General features: G+C 68.7%; 14 protein-coding genes. 4 read left to right on the top strand and 10 right to left on the bottom strand.

All coding sequences use genetic code 11. From position 1 onward, the window contains the following. Positions 1-32 precede the first annotated feature (32 nt). The 8 genes from AC07OY_RS00505 to AC07OY_RS00470 are packed head-to-tail and all read right to left on the bottom strand — an operon-like array spanning position 33 to position 8,504. Positions 33-1,343: an ABC transporter substrate-binding protein gene (locus AC07OY_RS00505; protein WP_495040567.1), complete on the bottom strand. Its 1,311-nt coding sequence runs from the start codon at positions 1,341-1,343 to the stop codon at positions 33-35. After that, positions 1,340-2,164, bottom strand: a complete 825-nt coding sequence (locus tag AC07OY_RS00500) for a carbohydrate ABC transporter permease (protein WP_495040566.1) — start codon at positions 2,162-2,164, stop codon at positions 1,340-1,342. Before AC07OY_RS00500 ends, AC07OY_RS00505 begins: the two co-directional genes overlap by 4 nt. Beyond that, positions 2,161-3,054 carry a carbohydrate ABC transporter permease gene (locus tag AC07OY_RS00495; protein WP_495040564.1) on the bottom strand — a complete coding sequence of 298 codons (894 nt, stop codon included), beginning with the start codon at positions 3,052-3,054 and terminating at the stop codon, positions 2,161-2,163. Before AC07OY_RS00495 ends, AC07OY_RS00500 begins: the two co-directional genes overlap by 4 nt. Further along, on the bottom strand, positions 3,051-4,136 hold the full coding sequence (locus AC07OY_RS00490; RefSeq protein ID WP_495040563.1) for an ABC transporter ATP-binding protein: 1,086 nt from the start codon (positions 4,134-4,136) through the stop codon (positions 3,051-3,053). Before AC07OY_RS00490 ends, AC07OY_RS00495 begins: the two co-directional genes overlap by 4 nt. A gap of 60 nt (positions 4,137-4,196) precedes the next feature. Beyond that, positions 4,197-5,282, bottom strand: coding sequence for a glycoside hydrolase 5 family protein (locus AC07OY_RS00485; RefSeq protein WP_495040562.1), 1,086 nt, complete (start codon positions 5,280-5,282; stop codon positions 4,197-4,199). Next, positions 5,279-6,265: an aldose epimerase family protein gene (locus AC07OY_RS00480; protein WP_495040561.1), complete on the bottom strand. Its 987-nt coding sequence runs from the start codon at positions 6,263-6,265 to the stop codon at positions 5,279-5,281. Before AC07OY_RS00480 ends, AC07OY_RS00485 begins: the two co-directional genes overlap by 4 nt. Continuing rightward, positions 6,262-7,431: a galactokinase gene (gene galK / locus AC07OY_RS00475; RefSeq protein ID WP_495040559.1), complete on the bottom strand. Its 1,170-nt coding sequence runs from the start codon at positions 7,429-7,431 to the stop codon at positions 6,262-6,264. The genes AC07OY_RS00480 and galK overlap by 4 nt, the downstream gene beginning before the upstream one ends. Next, positions 7,428-8,504, bottom strand: a complete 1,077-nt coding sequence (locus AC07OY_RS00470; RefSeq protein WP_495040558.1) for a UDP-glucose--hexose-1-phosphate uridylyltransferase — start codon at positions 8,502-8,504, stop codon at positions 7,428-7,430. Before AC07OY_RS00470 ends, galK begins: the two co-directional genes overlap by 4 nt. Positions 8,505-8,654: 150 nt before the next feature. Here AC07OY_RS00470 and AC07OY_RS00465 point away from each other — a divergent pair, with 150 nt between their 5' ends. Then, positions 8,655-9,617, top strand: coding sequence for an ArsR/SmtB family transcription factor (locus AC07OY_RS00465; RefSeq protein WP_495040557.1), 963 nt, complete (start codon positions 8,655-8,657; stop codon positions 9,615-9,617). A 4-nt stretch (positions 9,618-9,621) separates the two neighbouring features. Here the strand turns inward: AC07OY_RS00465 and galE are convergent, their stop codons facing one another. Next, positions 9,622-10,641: a UDP-glucose 4-epimerase GalE gene (galE, locus tag AC07OY_RS00460; protein WP_495040556.1), complete on the bottom strand. Its 1,020-nt coding sequence runs from the start codon at positions 10,639-10,641 to the stop codon at positions 9,622-9,624. A gap of 118 nt (positions 10,642-10,759) precedes the next feature. On the opposite strand from galE, the gene AC07OY_RS00455 reads away from it, so the two are divergent. Both AC07OY_RS00455 and AC07OY_RS00450 read left to right on the top strand, forming a co-directional pair. Next, the gene (locus AC07OY_RS00455; protein WP_495040555.1) at positions 10,760-11,824 is read left to right on the top strand and encodes a glycoside hydrolase family 43 protein; all 1,065 of its coding nucleotides are present in this window, start codon (positions 10,760-10,762) and stop codon (positions 11,822-11,824) included. A gap of 101 nt (positions 11,825-11,925) precedes the next feature. Continuing rightward, positions 11,926-13,173 (top strand): sialidase family protein, encoded by a 1,248-nt coding sequence (locus tag AC07OY_RS00450; RefSeq protein ID WP_495040554.1) that lies wholly within the window; start codon positions 11,926-11,928, stop codon positions 13,171-13,173. Here AC07OY_RS00450 and AC07OY_RS00445 read toward each other — a convergent pair whose 3' ends face one another. Continuing rightward, a complete protein-coding gene (locus tag AC07OY_RS00445) occupies positions 13,174-15,942 on the bottom strand; it encodes a TonB-dependent receptor (protein WP_495040553.1) in 2,769 nt (922 codons plus the stop codon). A gap of 239 nt (positions 15,943-16,181) precedes the next feature. On the opposite strand from AC07OY_RS00445, the gene AC07OY_RS00440 reads away from it, so the two are divergent. Beyond that, positions 16,182-17,408, top strand: a complete 1,227-nt coding sequence (locus tag AC07OY_RS00440; RefSeq protein WP_495040552.1) for a cyanophycinase — start codon at positions 16,182-16,184, stop codon at positions 17,406-17,408. The last annotated feature ends 1 nt before the right edge of the window (position 17,409 follow it).

Here is a 17,409-nt window from a genome sequence, read left to right as displayed (position 1 = left end):
AACTAGCGCAAACCATGAGTGGCGCCCCTGCATCACTGCCCGAGGAAGCGGGCTTCGCGCTCCAGCAGGCGATTGATGCGCTGCTGGCCCTTGGCCAGCGTGGACTCCATGGGCTCGCCCGACACGACGACGGCCGACACCGTTTCGCCCAGCAGACCCATCACGCGTGCCTGGCGGGCGACGGTGGTGGGCAGGCCGGCGCCGATCTGCGCGACGGGTCCGAGGGCGGCGCGCATGGGCAAGGCCTTGAAGGCCGGGTTGTCGACCGCGGACTGACGCGCGGGCAGCTGGCCGGTGCGGGCCCAGGCCAGGCTCTCGTCGTTCAAGAAGCGCAGGAAAGCATGGGCCGCTTCGCGCTCGGTCGCGGTCTGGCGCGGATTGCGCAGCATGACCCAGACATGGCTGTCGGCCCAGGTGGCAGGCTTGGCATAGAGCTGGGGCTCCGGCAGGGCCTCATAGGCGCGGCTCAGCGGGTTGCCGGCCTGGGCGGCGCGGTCGTTCAGCTGGCCGAGCAGCCAGGTGCCGTTGAGCATCACGCCCCCGGAGCCCGCCATGAAGGCCTGCAGGGCGGCGCTGTAGTCCATGTAGCGGGTGGACAGGCCTTCGGCGTAGATCGTGCGCATCAGCGTCACCGCCGCCTTCACCTCCGGCGTGCCGAGATCGATGGCGCGGTCCGTCCTGGGAAAGAGGCTGCCGCCCTGCTGGTTGACAAGGCCGAGCACGCTGCGCGCGAAGAAGCTGGGGTCGTTCAGCGTCAGCCAGACGAAGTAGGGCTTGCCCGTCGCGCGCTTGAAAGCGCGGGCCTGGTCGAGCAGTTGCTGCGGTGACGTCGGCAGCTTGGCGTGGCCTGCAGCATCGACCAGGCCGGCCTGCTTCATCAGGCCGAGGTTGATATGCCACAGCATGGCGTGGCTGTCGTAGGGCAGGGCCAGCACACGGCCGCCCAGCGTCACGCCATGACGGGCATGGGGCGTGAAGTCGGCGCCGTCGAGCGCGGCGTCCAGCGGCTGCAGCAGGTCGCGCTTGGCGAAGTCGCCCAGCACCGAGCTGTGCATGATGGCGATGGTCGGCAGGTCGCCGCCGACGATACGCGCCCCCAGCTGCGGGTAGTAGGCCGAGTGCTCCACCACCTGCGTGTTGACGCGGATGCGGCCGGCGTTCTGTGCGTTGAACTTGTTGGTCAGCACCGTCACGATGCCGCATTCGCTGCTGACCTGGGACGGGTCGGTGACCTGGCCGAACTCGGCATCGCAGCTGCCGAAGAAGCGGGCCAATGTGATCTCGACCGGCGCGGCCTGAGCGGCGCCGGCAAGCAACGCGGCCATGAAGACGAGGCGCTTCATGCCGGCTTGCCTCCCGCCACGGCGGCGACGATATGGCGCTGGAAGAAGGCGTAGAGCACCAGCACCGGCAGGGCGGCGAACACGGCTTGCGCCATCAGAAAGCCCAGGCCTTCGGACTGCGCGAAATTGGTCTGCGTGGCCGCCAGGCCCAGGGTCAGCGTGTACATCTCGGGCCGGGTCGCAGAGATCAGCGGCCACAGATAGTCGTTCCACGCCGCCAGGAAGCTGAAGATGCCCAGGGTCGCCTGCGCCGGCAGCGTCAGCGGCAGCACGACACGCCAGAAGATGGTCCAGCGCGAGGCGTTGTCCATCAGCGCCGCCTCCTCCAGCTCACGCGGGATGGCCTTGAAGAACTGCGTCATCAAGAAGACGCCGAAGGGCGCGGCCAGGCGCGGCAGGATCAACCCCGCATAGCTGTTGTGCAGCCCCAGCTCGGCAAAGAAGCGGTGCAGCGGGATGACGACGGCCGGCTCGGGCACGGCCAGGCCCGCCAGCACCGCGGCGAAGACGAAGCGCTTGCCGCGGAAGTCGCAGCGGGCGAAGCCATAGCCGGCCAGGGACGACAGCAGCAGCACCAGCAGCGTCTGCACGCCGGCGACGACGCAGCTGTTCAGCACCCAGCGGAAGACGGCGGAGTTGGACAGGATGTCGGCGTAGTTGCGCAGCGTGAAGGGCGTCGAGAACAACGCATCGGTACGCTCCATCAGCACCGCGTTGGACTTCAAGGACAGCACGAGCACCCAGGCCAGAGGCAGCACCCACAGCACGGCCAGCAGCACGGCGGCCGCCAGCAGCAGTCGGTCGAAGAGAGACGTCCTCATGCGCCCTCCTCCCTCTTGTCACGTCCTTCGGCCCAGCGCTGCACCGACACGCCCAGCACCAGCAGCACGAAGAGCAGCTGCGCCGCCGCGGCCGAGTAGCCCAGCGCCCATTGGTCGAACAGCGCCTCGTAGATGAACATCACCAGGGTGCGCGTGCTGTTGTTGGGCCCGCCATTGGTCAGCAGCTGGGCCTGGCCGAAGACCTGCAGCTGGCCCAGCAGCTGCACGATGGCGACGAGGATCAGCGTGCGGCGCAGCGCCGGCAGCGTGATGAAGCGCAAGGAGCGCCAGCGGCTGGTGTTGTCCAGGGCCGCGGCTTCGTAGAGGTCGCGCGGCACCTGCTGCAGGGCCGCGAGGATGAGGGTCATCGGCAGGCCTATGCCCCACCACAGCGTGACGAGGGCGATGAAGGGCAGGGCCAGGTGCTCGTCGGTCAGCGGCGCGAAGCCGGGCACAGCCAGGCTCAGCAGGCCGCGGTCAGGCAGCAGCACCAGGCGCCAGATCAGCGTGACCACCGTCACCGACAGCACATTGGACGCAAAGAAGATGCCGCGCAGCCAGGCGCCGAGCCTGCCGGGCCGGTTCAGCACCAGCGCCAGCGCAAGCCCCAGGCCGACAAAGGCCGGCGTGCACAGGGCCGCGAACAGCACCGTGTTGGCGGCGCTGCGCAGGAAGATCTCGTCCTTGACCAGGTCGATGAAATTGGCGAGGCCGACGAACTGGCCCTTGCCGGTCAGCAGGTCCACGGCGTTCAGCGACAGCCAGAAGCCTTCCAGCACCGGCGCGACGAGCAGGCCGAAGTAGCAGAGCAGGAAGGGCGCGACGAAGGCCCAGCCGACCCATGCGGGCGTGGCCATGCCGGAGCGCTGGAGGGTCGCGCTGCTGCTCATGGCGTTGCCGCGTGATAGGCCAGGCCGGCCGCATCGAAGACGTGGACTTGATCCAGCTCGGGCTGCAGGCTGACGACGTCGCCGATGGCCAGTGGACGCTGCACCGGCACCTCGGCGACAACGACGGTGCCGTCCCCCAGCCCGACGTGGGCCAGGCTGCGTTCGCCCAGGCGCTCGATCAGCTCGACGCTGCCGGCTACTGAGCCGCCCTCGGCCAGCTTCAAGCCTTCGGGCCGCACGCCGATGCAGAGTTCACGCGATGCGATGTCCGCCCTCACCTGCGTGTGCAGCACCGCGCCATTGGCCAGGCGCACCGTGACAAATCCCTGCACATCCGCCACGCGTTCGGCGGGCAGGAAATTCATGGCCGGGCTGCCGACAAAGCCGGCGACAAACTTCGTCCGCGGCCGCTGGTAGATCTCCATCGGCTGGCCGACCTGCTCGATGCGGCCGCCGTTCATGACGACGATGCGGTCGGCCAGCGTCATGGCCTCGACCTGGTCGTGGGTGACGAAGACCATGGTCGAACCGAGGCGCTTGTGCAGGCGGGCAATCTCGATGCGGGTGCGAGCGCGCAGCTTGGCATCGAGGTTGGACAGGGGCTCGTCGAACAGGAAGGCCTTGGGCTCCTTGACGACGGCGCGGCCGATGGCGACGCGCTGGCGCTGGCCGCCCGAGAGCTGGCCGGGCTTGCGGTCCAGCAGGGCGTCCAGCTCGAGCATCTGCGCCGCCGCCCTGACGCGCTGGTCGACCTCCGCCGAGGCCATGCCGATATTGCGCAGGCCGAAGGCCATGTTGTCGAACACGCTCATGTGGGGATACAGCGCGTACTGCTGAAAGACCATGGCCAGGCCGCGCTTGCCGGGCGGCAGGGCGGTCACGTCCTGGCCGCCGAGCAAGATGCGGCCGCCCGACACGCTCTCCAGGCCCGCCAGCATGCGCAACAGCGTGGACTTGCCGCAGCCCGAGGGGCCGAGCAGCACGATGAACTCGCCCGCGGCGATGTTCAACGAGAAGTCAGGAATGACTTCGACGGCGCCAAAGCGCTTGGTGACACCGGCGAATTCGATGCTTGCGGTCAAGGTCTGTGTCTCCGATCGGGCGCCGTTCGTTGCGGCGCCTCTGCGCGTATCAGGTGAAGGTCAACGTGAGCGGGATCCGTACTGCCTCAGCAGCTCGGCCTCGCGCTCGCGATAGGGTTTGCCGTCCGTGTGCAGCACATCATGAAACCACACCAGCGGCGGGTGGATGGTGTAGGGGCGCTGCCAGGAGTCCCAGGGCATCTTGGTCTGGCTCTTGCCGTCCACGAAACCCCAGTTGATCATGCCGACGTCCTCGCGAGCCGCGATGGGCAGGGCGATGTCGAAGGTGGAGCCCAGGCTGCGCGCCATGTACTCGGTGCAGATCAGCGGGCGGCCGTATTGCTGCAGCTGGCTGATGCGGGCCTCGAACTTCTCGGGCCAGTTGTAGTCGTGGAAGCTCACCACGTCAGAGCACTCGAGCTGGGCCTTCTGCACCGCGTTCAGCTCGGGCGAGTCCGGCGCCCAGTTGTCGCCCAGCCAGAGGCCGCTGGTCAGGGGCTGGATGGGGTTCTGGGCGCGGGCCCAGTCAAAGGCCTGGGGGATGAGCTCCGCCACCAAGGCCACCTTGTCCGGCGCCTCGCGCGGCAGGTAGTAGCCCATGCCGCCGCCCTTGTTGTCGGGCTCGTTCCAGACGTCCCAGTAGGTGACGCGCCTGTCCTGGCCGAAAGTCCTGACGATGTCCTCGACATAGGCGCGCAGCTGGGGCCAGGTCGAGCGGTCGGCGAGCTGGGGGGCCGAGGGGCTTTGCACCCAGCCGGAGTTGTGCACGCCGGGGATGGGCTCGCGCTGGGGGCCGAGCACGGGATGCGGGTCCCAGCAGGAGTCGAACAGCACGAACATCGTGAAGATGCCGTGGCGCTCGGCGATATCCAGGTAGTGGGCGATGCGCTGCTTGAAGCCGGCGGCGTCCTGCGACCACACCAGATCGTGCAGGAAGACGCGCATGGTGTTCATGCCGAGGCCCTTGGCCCAGCTCAGTTCGAGATCGATGCGCTCGGGATCGAAGGTCTCGGCCTGCCACATGGCCAGCTGGTTGATGGCCGAGGCGGGCACGAAGTTGGCGCCCAGGGCCCAGGGCTGGGCCTTGAACCAGGCGTGGGCCTGCTCAGGCGTCCAGCGGGCGGGGGTGGAAGTCGGGTTGCTCATGGTCGGGGGGCCGGGGTGAAACGGTAGGTGATCTGTTGGCGATAGACCTCGCCCGGTCGCAGCACGGCATGCTTCTGCGGCCATTCGGGGTGATGGGGGCTGTCGGGCAGGGCCTGCGGTTCGAGGGCCAGGCCGGCGTGCTTCGCGTAGGGCCGGCCATCGCGGCCGGGCGTGCGGGGCAGGAACTCGCCGGCATAGAACTGCAGGCCGGGGGCCGTGCTGCGCAACTCCAGCGTGAGGGCCGCGTCGCTGGATTGCAGCGTCGCGTTGCCGCCCAGCCAGCAGTGGTCATGGCAGGCCGGCGTCGCTCCAGCCAATGCGTTCAGCGCTTCGCTGATGCGGCGCGGTGCGCGGAAGTCGAAGGGCGTGCCGGCAACCTCGGCCTGCTCGCCGGTAGGGATCAGGTCGGCGCGGACCGGCAGGTAGCGGTCGGCGTCGATCTGCAGACTGTGGCTGCGGATGTCAGTCGCATCGCCATCGAGGTTGAAGTAGGCGTGGCTCGTCAGGTTGCACAGCGTCGGTGCCGTCGTCGTGGCTTCGATCGTCACGCTGACGGTCAGCTTCGGCTCCACGCGATAGATGGCGCGCACGCTCAGCTCGCCCGGGAAACCCTGGTCGCCATCGGGCGAACACAGCGCGAGTTCCAGCCGGTCTTCGGTGTGCGAGACGAGCTCCCACAGCTTGCGATGGAATCCGCCCGCACCGCCATGCAACTGATGTTCGCCCTCGTTGGCCTGCAGCGCAAAGTCCTGGCCGTCGAGCGCGAAGCCGGCGCCAGCGATGCGGTTGGCGTAGCGGCCGACGATGGCGCCGAGATAGCCGGGCTGGGTCAGGTAGTCGGCTGGCGTCTGGTAGCCGAGTAGCACTTCGCGTTCGTCGCCATTGACAGGCACAAGGCAGGACATCCAGGCGGCGCCTGCATCGGTGACGGAGATGCGCAGGCCGTCGGCCGAGCGCAGCTCGAACACGCGTGGCGCCGTCATGCCAACGCCCCCGCCCCGCTCGAAGCGGCGCAGACATGGACCTCGGCCTCACGGTCGTCCGGCGAACGATAGTTCGCCGTGACAGCCGCGCGGATCTCTTCCACCGCGTCCTGCGGCGCCAGCGCGATGACGCAGCCGCCGAAACCGCCGCCCGTCATGCGCGCGCCGCCGGCCTCGCCGATGACGTCCTGCACCAGGGCCGCCAGCGCATCGATGGCCGGCACGGTGATCTCGAAGTCGTCGCGCATGGACCAGTGCGACTCGCGCATCAGCTGGCCGATCTGACGCAGGTCGCCACTCGCCATCGCGTCGGCCATCAGTTCGCAGCGCCGGCTGTCGCTGATGATGTGTCGGGCACGACGGCGCACGACGAGGTCCAGCGAACCACCCAGCCGCGACCACAGCGAATCGTCCACATCGCGCAGCGCCTTCACGCCCAGGCCCGTGGCGGCTGCCTCGCATTGCTGGCGGCGCAGGTTGTATTCACTGTCCACCAGGCCGCGTTGGATCTTGGAATCGATGACCAGCACCGCCGTGCCCGCCGGCAGCGGAATGGGCTTCACGTCCAGGCTGCGGCAGTCCAGCAGCAGGGCATGGCCTTCAACGCCGAAGGAGGAACTCATCTGGTCCAGCACGCCGCATTGGCAGCCGGCGTAGACGTTCTCGGCCTTCTGCCCGGCCAGCGACATCGCCTGAGGTGTCAGCTGCCAGCCGTTGAGCGCCGACAGCGCCTGGCCGATGGCCATTTCCAGCGACGCCGATGAACTCAGCCCCGCGCCCTGCGGCACATTGCCGGCAATGGCCAGTTGGGCGCCGCCGACGGCATGGCCCCGCTCCTTCAGCACGGCCACCATGCCTTGCACATAGCGCAGCCATTGTGGGCTGGTGCTGACGTCGGCAGCCTCGCCGACGCGGAAGCGCCCCAGCGATTCACCGATGTCGCAGGCCAGCACCTCGATGACGTCGCCATCACGCGGCGCCGCGGCCACGACGGTGTCGCGGTCGATGGCGCAGGGCATGGCATAGCCCTCGTTGTAGTCGGTGTGCTCGCCAATCAGGTTGACGCGGGCCGGCGCACGGCTGAACCGCTGCGCTTCGCTGCCGAAGGCGCGCAGGAACCCCTGCGCCGCGCGTTCACGCGGCGTTGCTTGAAGTGCAGTGCTCATGCTGCCCTCGCCTGCCGCCGGTAGTGAACCGTGTCGCTGACCTCGCGCAGCCGCTGCGCGGCCGCTTCGGGCGTCAGGTCGCGCTGGGCCTCGCCCAGCATCTCGAATCCCACCATGAACTTTCGCACCGTCGCCGAGCGCAGCAGCGGCGGGTAGAAGTGGGCATGCAGTTGCCAGTGGCGCAGCGCGTCGTCGTCGGCGCGGCCCGCCTCGTGCGGCGCGCCATGCCAGCCCATGGAGTAGGGGAAGGAGCAGCGGAACAGGTTGTCGTAGCGCGTCGTGAGCCGGCGCACGGCGACGGCTAGGTCGTCGGCCTGCACGGCGCTGAGCGACTCCAGGCGCAGCGTGCGGGCCTTGGGCAGCAGCAGGGTCTCGAAGGGCCAGGCCGCCCAGAAGGGCACGACGGCCAGCCAGTGCTCGGTCTCGACAACGACGCGCTCCTGCGCGGCCAGCTCCTCCCGGGCATAGCGCACCAGCAGGGGCTCGCCTTGGGCGGCCAGGAAGTCGCGCTGGCGCATGTCTTCCTGCTCGGCTTCGTCGGGCAGCCGATCCAGCCCCCAGACCTGGCCATGAGGATGCGGGTTGGAGCAGCCCATGGCGGCGCCCTTGTTCTCGAACACCTGCACCCAGCCGTGGCGCCGGCCCATGTCGGCCGACTGCTCCATCCAGGCCTGCACGACGGCGCGCAGGGCGGGCGAATCCAGCTCCGGCAGGGTTTTGGTGTGATCGGGCGAGAAGCAGAGCACGCGGCATTCGCCAGCCACCGGCTCGGTCTGCATCAGGCCACCGGCCGCCGAACTGGCTTGCGCTTCGCCATCCGCCAGCTGCAGAGCCGCGAAGTCGTTGCCGAAGACGAAGGTGCCGCGGTAGTCGGGGTTGCGCTGGCCGTTGGCGCGGGTGCTGCCGGCGCACAGGTAGCAGCTGGGGTCATGGGCCGGCAGGGCTGCGTCATCGACAGCTTCCTGGGCCCCCTGCCAGGGGCGCTGCGTGCGGTGCGGCGAGACGAGGACATGCCGGCCCGTCAGGGGGTTCAACCGGCGGTGCACACGCTCGCTGGGATCTCTGAAACTCATGCGATGCATTGTCGCCAGTTTATTTGTTATTAACGATCAGTCATTACCCTAATCGGTGCGCTGCCGCCCAGGGAAAGCGCGCTGCGCCCCGCCGGGGTGCCCGCATAAACTCGCAACTTCTTTGGGTCCAAAGGTGGAAGAGGGGCGGATATGGAGGTTTCGGGCAGCCGGATCTTGATGGTGGAGGGCGATGCCGCGCTGGCCGTGGCCAAGGCGCTGGCCTCGGACACCCGCCAGGCGATGCTGGGCATGCTGACCCACCAGGTGCTGAACGTGTCCGAGTTGGCCTCGGCCATGGACCTGCCGCACTCGACGGTGAGCTTCAACATCAACCAGCTGCAGGCCGTGGGCCTGGTGTCGGTGGAAGTGGAGCCCGGCACGCGCGGCCAGCAGAAGCTCTGCTCCAAGCGCTACGACGAGGTGCGCCTGCGCCTGCCCGGCGCGGCGGTGGAGAGCAAGCCCAATGTCATCTCCATCAACATGCCCATCGGCAGCTACCGGCATGTGGAGGCCAAGCCCACCTGCGGCCTGGTCAGCGAGACCAAGATCATCGGCATGCTGGACGATCCGCGCTCCTTCTTCGAGCCCGAGCATGTCTACGCCCAGCTGCTGTGGTTCGGCGGCGATGGCTACGTCGAGTACGCCTTCCCCAACAACCTGCCCTACGGCGCGGTGCCTTCGCATCTGGAGCTCTCGATGGAGATCTGCTCCGAGGCGCCGCAGTTCAACGAGGACTGGCCGTCGGACCTGACGCTGTGGATCAACGAGGTGGAGATCGGCACCTGGACCTGCCCCGGCGACTACGGCGGCAAGCCCTCGCTGCTGATGCCGTCCTGGTGGCAGACCGACCGCACCACCCACGGCCTGCTCAAGCAATGGAGCGTTGGCCCCAAGTCGTCCATGATCGACGGCGTGGAGCTGAGCGCCGTCGGCATCGAGCAGCTGACCCTGCCGCAGACCAACCACATCAAGGTGAGGCTGGGCGTCAAGCCCGACGCCCGCAACCGCGGCGGCATGAACCTCTTCGGCCGCAAGTTCGGCAACTACCCGCAGGACATCGTCATGAGGGTGACCTTCGACTTCCCTCGCGGGACGGGGCCTGGCGCAGCCTGACATCTCAGGCCGCGACGTCGTAGCCGTTCGGGTTCTGCGACTGCCAGCGCCAGCTGTCGGCGCACATCTGCTCCAGGCTCAGCTCGGCGCGCCAGTCCAGCTGTGATTCGGCCCGCGCCGGGTCGGCCCAGCTCTGCGCCACATCGCCACCACGGCGCGGCACGAACTCGTGGGCCAGCGTCTTGCCGCAGGCTGCCTCGTAGGCCCGCAGCACCTCCAGCACCGAGTTGCCGCGGCCCGTGCCGAGGTTGAAGACATGCCAGCCTGGCTTGCCATGCACATGGGCCAACGCCGCGAGATGGCCGGCGGCCAGGTCCTGCACATGGATGTAGTCGCGCACGCCGGTGCCGTCGGGCGTGGCGTAGTCATTGCCAAACACCTGCAGGGCCGCGCGGCGGCCAACGGCGACCTGGGCGATGAAGGGCATCAGGTTGTTCGGGATGCCTTGCGGGTCTTCGCCCAGCAGGCCGCTGGGATGGGCGCCCACCGGATTGAAGTAGCGCAGCGCGCACAGCGACCAGGCCGGGTCGGCTGCGGCCAGGTCCTGCAGGATCTCCTCGACCATCAGCTTGCTGCGGCCGTAGGGGTTGGCCGTGCCGGTCGGCGCGTCCTCGCGCAGCGGCATGGTCTCGGCCAGGCCGTAGACGGTGGCCGAGGAGCTGAACACCAGGGTGCGCACGCCGGTCGCGCGCATGGCGGCCAGCAGGCTCAGCGAGCCCTGCACGTTGTTGTCGAAATATTCGAGTGGCTTGCGCACCGATTCGCCAACCGCCTTCAGCCCGGCGAAATGCATGACGGCCTCGATGCCCTGCTCCCACATCAGCCGGCGCAGCAGTTCGCCATCGCGCACATCGCCCTCGCGGAAGACGGGCCGCCGGCCCGCCAGCTGGGCGATGCGCTCCAGCGCCGCCGGCTTGGCATTGCTGAAGTTGTCCAGCACCAGCACGTCATGGCCGGCCTGCAGCAATTGCAGCGTCGTGATACTGCCGATGTAGCCGGCGCCGCCGGTCACAAGCACTCGCATGGGGTCTCCAGATCTTGTTCAGATCATTATTAACCAATTTACTTGTTATAAACAAGAAGAACGACTAGCATCGCGCCGGCTCGGGGCCGACAGGCCACCGAGAGAGGAGACAACACCGATGAACAACGACGACAAGCCCAGCTTGCCGCTGCGCCGCCGGGGCCTGCTGAGCCTGGCTGCGGGCCTGGGCCTGCCAGGAGCCGCGATGACCGCGCCGCAAGCTGACGCCACCTTCACCAACCCCGTGCTGCCGGGCGTCGAGGCCGGCGACCCCTGGGTCGTCTGGCATGCCGGCCGCTACTACCTGACCGCCACCTTCGACCCCGAGGGCGGGCTGTGGGTCTACAGCTCGGACAAGTTGAGCGACTGGCGCCAGGCCGAGCGCCGCAAGGTCTGGACGCCCGAGCCCCCCGGCCCATCCAACCCGCGCAGCAGCATGATCTGGGCGCCGGAGCTGCATCCGCTGGATGGCCGCTGGTACCTCTACTTCACGGCCGCCGACGGCATCGACGCCAACCACCGCCATTACGTGCTGGAGGCCGAGCACCCGATGGGGCCGTTCACGGACCGCGGCCGCGTCCACATGGCGCACGAGCGCTACTCGATCGACGGCTCGGTGCTGCGCCTGAAGGATGGGCGCCTGTTCTGGATGTATGCCGACGACGGCCTGTGGATCGCGCCCATGAGCGGCCCGACGCGCGCGACAGGCCCCGGCGTGCGCATCGTGCGCGGCGAGCACGACTGGGAGCGCGGCTGGCACAAGCGCGATGGCCGCTGGCAGAAGCAGACCGATGCGTTCTGGATCGAGGCGCCGCAGGCGCTACAGCGGAACGGCCGCGACTTCGTCGTCTACTCGGCTGGCCACACCGCCGCCGTCTACTACCTCGGCCTGCTGGAGCTGACCGGCAAGGACCCGCTCGACCCCAGGAGCTGGACCAAGTCGCCCCAACCTTTGTTCGGCCCGACCGACAAGGTCTTCGCGCCCGGCCACAACAGCTTCACGCGCTCGCCGGACGGCAAGGAAGACTGGCTGGTCTATCACGCCAAGGACCAGGACGCCGGCGACGCCAGCGGCCGCACCATGCGCATCCAACGCTTTGGCTGGACGGCCGACGGCAAGCCCGAGCTCGGGCCGGCCATTGCCAGCGGCGTGCCCCAGCGCAGGCCCTCGGGCGAAACCTAAGAGCCCTCCTCCCCTTCACTTCATGCCCGCCGCAGCGCCCGCTGCGCCGCGGTGGGGCGAACTCATCCCTGCACCACTGGAGCGCAACAATGTCCCTCCTCATGAAGCTCTGGCAAAAACTCGCCCTCACGGCCACGCTGCTGCCGGCCCTGCTGCTCATCGGCGCCTGCGCCAGCTGCGGCGGTGGCGGCGGCTCGTCATCCACGCCGCCGCCCAGCGAGCCCCCTCCCCCGCCGCCCACCCGCACCGGCACTCTGCTCAGCGACGCCTCGGTGTTCTACCCGCGCCTGATCCGCCTGGCCCACCAGGCCGACACCTCGCTGAACGGCGCCCTGATCGCCAGCGCCATCGGCTTTGACGGCGACAAGGGCCAGGGCCGCATCTTCATCAGCCGCGACGACGGCCTGACGTTCGCGTCCCAAGGCGCGGTCAGCGACGCCGCCTGGCAAAAGGGCCTGTGCTGTGGCTCGGTCTACGAGCTGCCCGCCACCGTCGGCACGCTGGCCAGGGGCACCCTGCTGTGGTCGGCCTCCATCGGCCAGGACACCCCGGGCCAGCCCATGAGGCACCCCATCTACCGCAGCACGGATGCAGGCAAGACCTGGACCTCGCTGAATGCGAACTGCGGCATCGGCCGCAAGCCGCGCGGCGGCGACGGCACCGGCATCTGGGAGCCCGAGTTCCTCGTCACCAAGGACGGCCAGCTCGCCTGCATGTATTCGGACGAGACCGACGACGGCGCCTCCCAGGTGCTGAAGATCATGAACACGGCCGACGGCGTCAACTGGACCGCGCCACGCCTGCTGGTCGCCGCCGTCAAGTCCAGCGACAGGCCCGGCATGGCCGTCACCAGCCGCCTGAGCGATGGCAGCTGGCTGCTGAGCTATGAGTTCTGCAGCACGGCCGGCCTGGACTGCCGCGTCTACCTGAAGCGCTCCGCCGACGGCCTGGACTGGGGCTCGGCGGCCGACAAGGGCTTCGAACCCAAGACGGCCGACGGGCAATGGTTCCGCCATGCGCCCACGCATGTCGGGCTGCCCACGCAAAAGCGCATCGCGCTGGTTGGCCAGATCCTCAACACCAGCGCGGGCGCCGTGGACGCGGCCGGCAATGGCGCCACCATCTTCATCAGCTCCAGCGCCGACGGCAGCGGCAACTGGACGGCCATGGCCGCGCCGGTCAAGCCGCTCAACCCACCCAGCGGCACCAACTGGTGCCAGAACTACTCGTCGCCGCTGCTGCCTTCGGCCGATGGCAAACAGCTGATCATGCTGGCCAGCGACTTCGAGACGATAGGCGGCAACCAGGTCTGCCGCACCCGCTTCGGGCGCGGCAACCTGCCCTCCTGATCAGCGCAGCTGCCAGCTCAGGCTGAGGAAGTAGCTGCGGCCGCGCGGGTCGCCATAGGTCGGGTCCCAGGTCACCTGGAAATAGCGCGACTGGTTGGTGAAGGGCGGCGCGGTGTCGGCCACGTTCAACACGCCGCCGCGCAGGCGCAGCTCCGGCGTCAGCCGATAGCTGGCGGTCAGGTCCCACAGCGAGTAGGGCTTGACGTCGCGGTCGTTCCACTCGGGCGCGGCCAGGCCAGGGGTGTTCTGGTCGCGGTAGCCGGACAGGTAGTTGTTGGCCACTGTCAGGCCGAAGGCGCCCAGGTCCCAGTCCACGCTCAGCTTGTGGCGCCAGCGCTGCACGGCCTTGTCGTCGCGGAAGCGCGCCAGGCCGCTGACCATGGGCGAGCGCGGATCGGTGTTGAACTTGTACTCCGTGATCAGCGTGCCCGCCACGCTGGCGCCGAAGCGGCCGAAGGCGGTGTTCTCGCCACGCCAGGCCAGCGACACGTCCAGGCCCGCGGTGTTGAGCTTGCCCCGGTTCTCCTTCTTCACGGTGACCGTGTCGACGAAGCCGTCGGAGAAGCGCTTCACGATGGTCGGGTCGTTGTAGTAGACCGGGTTGGTGAAGATGGTCTCCTCGCCGATCTCCGAAATGATGTCGGTCTTGCGGATGGCCCAGTAGTCGATGCTGCCGTTCCAGCTGCGCGAGGGCTCGAACACCAGCCCCAAATTGACCTGCTTGGACTTCTCGGGCTGCAGCTTGGCGTTGGAGTAGCGGTCCACCACCATCTGCGCCACTTCGCCGCTGACCGGGTCGCGCACGAAGCTGGCGGTGATGCCGTTGCGCACCGGGCGGAACAGCTCCGCCACCGTCGGCGCGCGGAAGCCCGTGCCGTAGGAGGCCCGCGCCAGCAGCGCGCGATCGGGGCGGAAGCTGATGCCGATCTTGGGGTTGGTGGTGTTCAGCCTGGGCGAGGTGGTGTTGGTGGCCGCGTCGTAGATGCCGTCGTAGCGGTCATGGCGCAAGGCGAACTGGCCTTCCCATTGCTTCGTGAAGGGCGCGCTCAGCTCGGCGAAGGCGCCCATCACGTCGCGGTGATGGTCGGTATCGGCCAGCAGCGGGCCGGAGCTGGAGCGGTCGTTGTTGACGTCGTTGCCCTTGAGCGCATCGGTGGCATGGAACTGCAGCTTCTCGCGGCGCAGCTCGGCGCCCAGGGCCAGCATCAGGTCGCCGCCGGCGAGCGAGGCCAGCGCGCGGGTCAGCTTGCCATCCAGGCTGGTGCTGCTGCCCTCGGCGATGCGCGCGGCGCCGTCGATGCGGATGGAGTTCATGAAGGCGCGGCCGGCCGCCGGGTCGTTGGCACGCTGGAAGGGGTTGTACTGGCCTGCCTTGATGCCGGCCTCCAGCTTGGTCAGCGACACCCAGCCGTCCAGGTTGGTGTCGGTGGCCTTGTTGACGCTGTAGTTCAGCGCGGCGTCGTAGTCCCACTCGCCGAAGCGGCCGACGGCACCGGCGACGACGCGGCTGGCCTCGCTCTCCACGCGGCTGACGCGCTTGCCGGCGTCTTCCAGGCGGAAGCGGAAGTCCACCGGGCCGGTGACACCGGTCACGGCCTGCAGCGAGGCCGGCAGCGTGATGCCCGAGGCCGTGCGAAAGCGCGCCGTGGCCGGCGAGGCCGAGTAGTCGGTGTCGGTCCTGGCGAACAGCGCCTCGACGAAGAGCTGGTGGTCCTCGGCCAGCTGGAAGGTGGCGCGGCCGATGACGCTGGCCTTGTCGGACTTGGGGTAGATCTCCGAGCCGGCCACGTAGTCGTAGGAGCAGCCCTCGCGGCCGCCCAGGCCCAGCGGCTGCACCGAGTTCGGATTGAGGCCGCCAGTGCAGGAGGACTTGCCGAAGTTCACGCGGCGCGAGCCGGAGTTGACGCCGCCCGGGTTCCAGGTGCCGTTGGCGTTGGAGCCCTTGAGCGCCGTGCTCGGGTTGGCCAGCACGAAGGCGTTCAGCGCGGACAGCTGGGCCGAGCTCAGGTCGACGTTGGCCGGGAAGCTGTTGCTGGAGGTCTGCGGCGGCAGGCGGGTGGGCAGGCTGTATTCCTGGATGAAGCTGCGCTGGCTGGCGTCCAGCGCGTCGAGCTTCTGCACGTCCAGCGCGGCGAAGACATTGAAGCGGTCCTTGCTCAGGTCGCCGAAGCCGCCCGAGGCGCTGAAGGTCGTCTTGCCGGCGCCGCCCTCCTGGGTGCGCAGGGCGTAGGCCGTCACGTCGGCACCCACATAGTCCTTGCGGGTGATGAAGTTGATGACGCCGCCCATGGCGTCGGTGCCGTAGATGGCGGAGGCGCCGTCCTTCAGCACCTCCACGCGCTGGATGGCGCCGGCCGGGATGTTGTTCAGGTCCACGCCGGCGTTGTCGCCGGGTGAGGCGAAGTTGGCCAGGCGGCGGCCATTGAGCAGCACCAGCGTGCTGGACACGCCCAGGCCGCGCAGGTTGGCGCCGTTGAAGCCGCGCTGGGCGCCGGACTGGTCGGAGATGCTGGCGCCGTCGGTCAGGCCACCGACGTTGGAGGTGATCTTCTGCAGCAGCTCGGCCGCCGTCGTCACGCCGGCCTTGTCGATGTCGCTGCGCTTGATGATGTCCACCGGCAGCGCGGCCTCGCCGTCGATGCGCTTGATGCTGGAGCCGGTGATCTCGACGCGTTCGAGCTTTTGTTCCTGGGCTTGCGCGGAAAGCGCCACGGCGCAGAGCATCAGAGCGGCATGCGCCAGCGGATGCCGGGTGAAGGAGCGGGTCATGTAGGCCTCGTTGTGAATGGGTGGGAGCGGATGCCATTCAGGTTAGGGAGGCGGGTCGGGACTTGCCTATGGGGTTTGGTCGCGGCGGTCGCTTGCACGCAAATGCGCGTCGCTTCTCGGCAAGCGCGCCGGGCGAGGCCGCAACAGGGCTTGCGTTGATGCGACATGCAATTGCGTCCGCAGCGCAGGTCCGGCCTAACCCGCTGGCCCGGCCCCACCAGCACTGCCAAGATCGAGGCATGAGATTCCTGACCCGCCTCACCCTGGCAGCACTGTGGTGCGCCACCACCGCCCACGCCGGCACGGCCATCGTCATCGGTGGCGCCTTGAAGAACGACAACGAGGCCGTCTGGGCCCGCATCGTCGAAGAGGCAGGCGGCGCCGGCGCGCCCATCGCCGTGTTCGCCACGGCCGCGGCCAACCCCGAGCGCAGCGCCGGCCTCATCGTGGCAGCGCTGAACCGCCATGGCGCCAATGCCGAGGCCATTCCCGTCGCCCCCCGCCTGAAGGACGTCGACCTCGCCGCCAATCTCAACGACCCCAAGCTCATCGCCAAGGTCGCCGCGGCCAAGGCCGTGTTCTTCTCGGGCGGCGCCCAGGAGTTCATCGTCGACACCCTGCAGCCCAAGGGCGAGCCGACGGCCATGCTGAAGGCCATCTGGCAGGTCTTCGACGGCGGCGGCGTGGTGGCCGGCACCAGCGCCGGCGCGGCCATCATGAGCCGCATGATGTTCCGCGACGCTCAGGACAATATGCAGATCCTGAAGGGCCAGTGGCGCGAGGGCCGCGAGTACGACCGCGGCCTGGGCTTCGTCGGCCACGACCTGTTCGTCGACCAGCACTTCCTCAAGCGCGGCCGCATCGGCCGCATGCTGCCGGCCATGCGCGCCTTCGGCTACACCCAGGGCCTGGGCGTGGAGGAGAACACCGCCGCCGTCGTCAAGGGCAGCGAGGTCGAGATCGTCGGCGCGCGCGGCGCCCTGCTGGTGGACCTGTCAGAGGCCAGCGCCGACGCCAAGCTGCCCGCCTTCAATCTGCGCGGCGCCCTCATCAGCTACCTGGACCGCGGCGACAAGCACAACCTCAGGACCGGCGTCACGACGCCCGCCGCCCACAAGCTGCGCGAGCCCAAGATCGACCCGGCCGCCAGCGACTACAAGCCCTATCTGCAGAACGACAACTACTTCCTCGACATCCTGGCGGACAACACCATCGTCACGGCCATGGCCCAGCTGCTGGATGGCCGGGCACCCGAGGTGCGCGGCCTGGCCTACCGCGTGAAGCCGCGACCGGGCGACCTGTCGCCGGAGACGGGTTTCGAATTCCGCCTCTACAAGGGACCGGGCCTGGTCGGCTGGTTCAGCGGCGCCCTCGGCGGCGAGGACTACACGGTGCTGAAGGCCAGGCTGGACGTCATCCCGGTGCGCATGTCCACGCCGCTCTTTACGCCCCTGGCTCCGAACTGAC

The organism is Roseateles sp. GW821-FHT09H10 (assembly GCF_059415865.1).
This window is presented reverse-complemented; position numbering and strand designations above follow the sequence as displayed.

Coding starts and splice junctions, on each gene's coding strand:
- AC07OY_RS00505 (WP_495040567.1), bottom strand. CDS start 1,343: ATGAAGCGCCTCGTCTTCATGGCCGCGTTGCTTGCCGGCGCCGCTCAG.
- AC07OY_RS00500 (WP_495040566.1), bottom strand. CDS start 2,164: ATGAGGACGTCTCTCTTCGACCGACTGCTGCTGGCGGCCGCCGTGCTG.
- AC07OY_RS00495 (WP_495040564.1), bottom strand. CDS start 3,054: ATGAGCAGCAGCGCGACCCTCCAGCGCTCCGGCATGGCCACGCCCGCA.
- AC07OY_RS00485 (WP_495040562.1), bottom strand. CDS start 5,282: ATGAGCAACCCGACTTCCACCCCCGCCCGCTGGACGCCTGAGCAGGCC.
- AC07OY_RS00480 (WP_495040561.1), bottom strand. CDS start 6,265: ATGACGGCGCCACGCGTGTTCGAGCTGCGCTCGGCCGACGGCCTGCGC.
- galK (WP_495040559.1), bottom strand. CDS start 7,431: ATGAGCACTGCACTTCAAGCAACGCCGCGTGAACGCGCGGCGCAGGGG.
- AC07OY_RS00470 (WP_495040558.1), bottom strand. CDS start 8,504: ATGAGTTTCAGAGATCCCAGCGAGCGTGTGCACCGCCGGTTGAACCCC.
- AC07OY_RS00465 (WP_495040557.1), top strand. CDS start 8,655: ATGGAGGTTTCGGGCAGCCGGATCTTGATGGTGGAGGGCGATGCCGCG.
- galE (WP_495040556.1), bottom strand. CDS start 10,641: ATGCGAGTGCTTGTGACCGGCGGCGCCGGCTACATCGGCAGTATCACG.
- AC07OY_RS00455 (WP_495040555.1), top strand. CDS start 10,760: ATGAACAACGACGACAAGCCCAGCTTGCCGCTGCGCCGCCGGGGCCTG.
- AC07OY_RS00450 (WP_495040554.1), top strand. CDS start 11,926: ATGAAGCTCTGGCAAAAACTCGCCCTCACGGCCACGCTGCTGCCGGCC.
- AC07OY_RS00445 (WP_495040553.1), bottom strand. CDS start 15,942: ATGACCCGCTCCTTCACCCGGCATCCGCTGGCGCATGCCGCTCTGATG.
- AC07OY_RS00440 (WP_495040552.1), top strand. CDS start 16,182: ATGAGATTCCTGACCCGCCTCACCCTGGCAGCACTGTGGTGCGCCACC.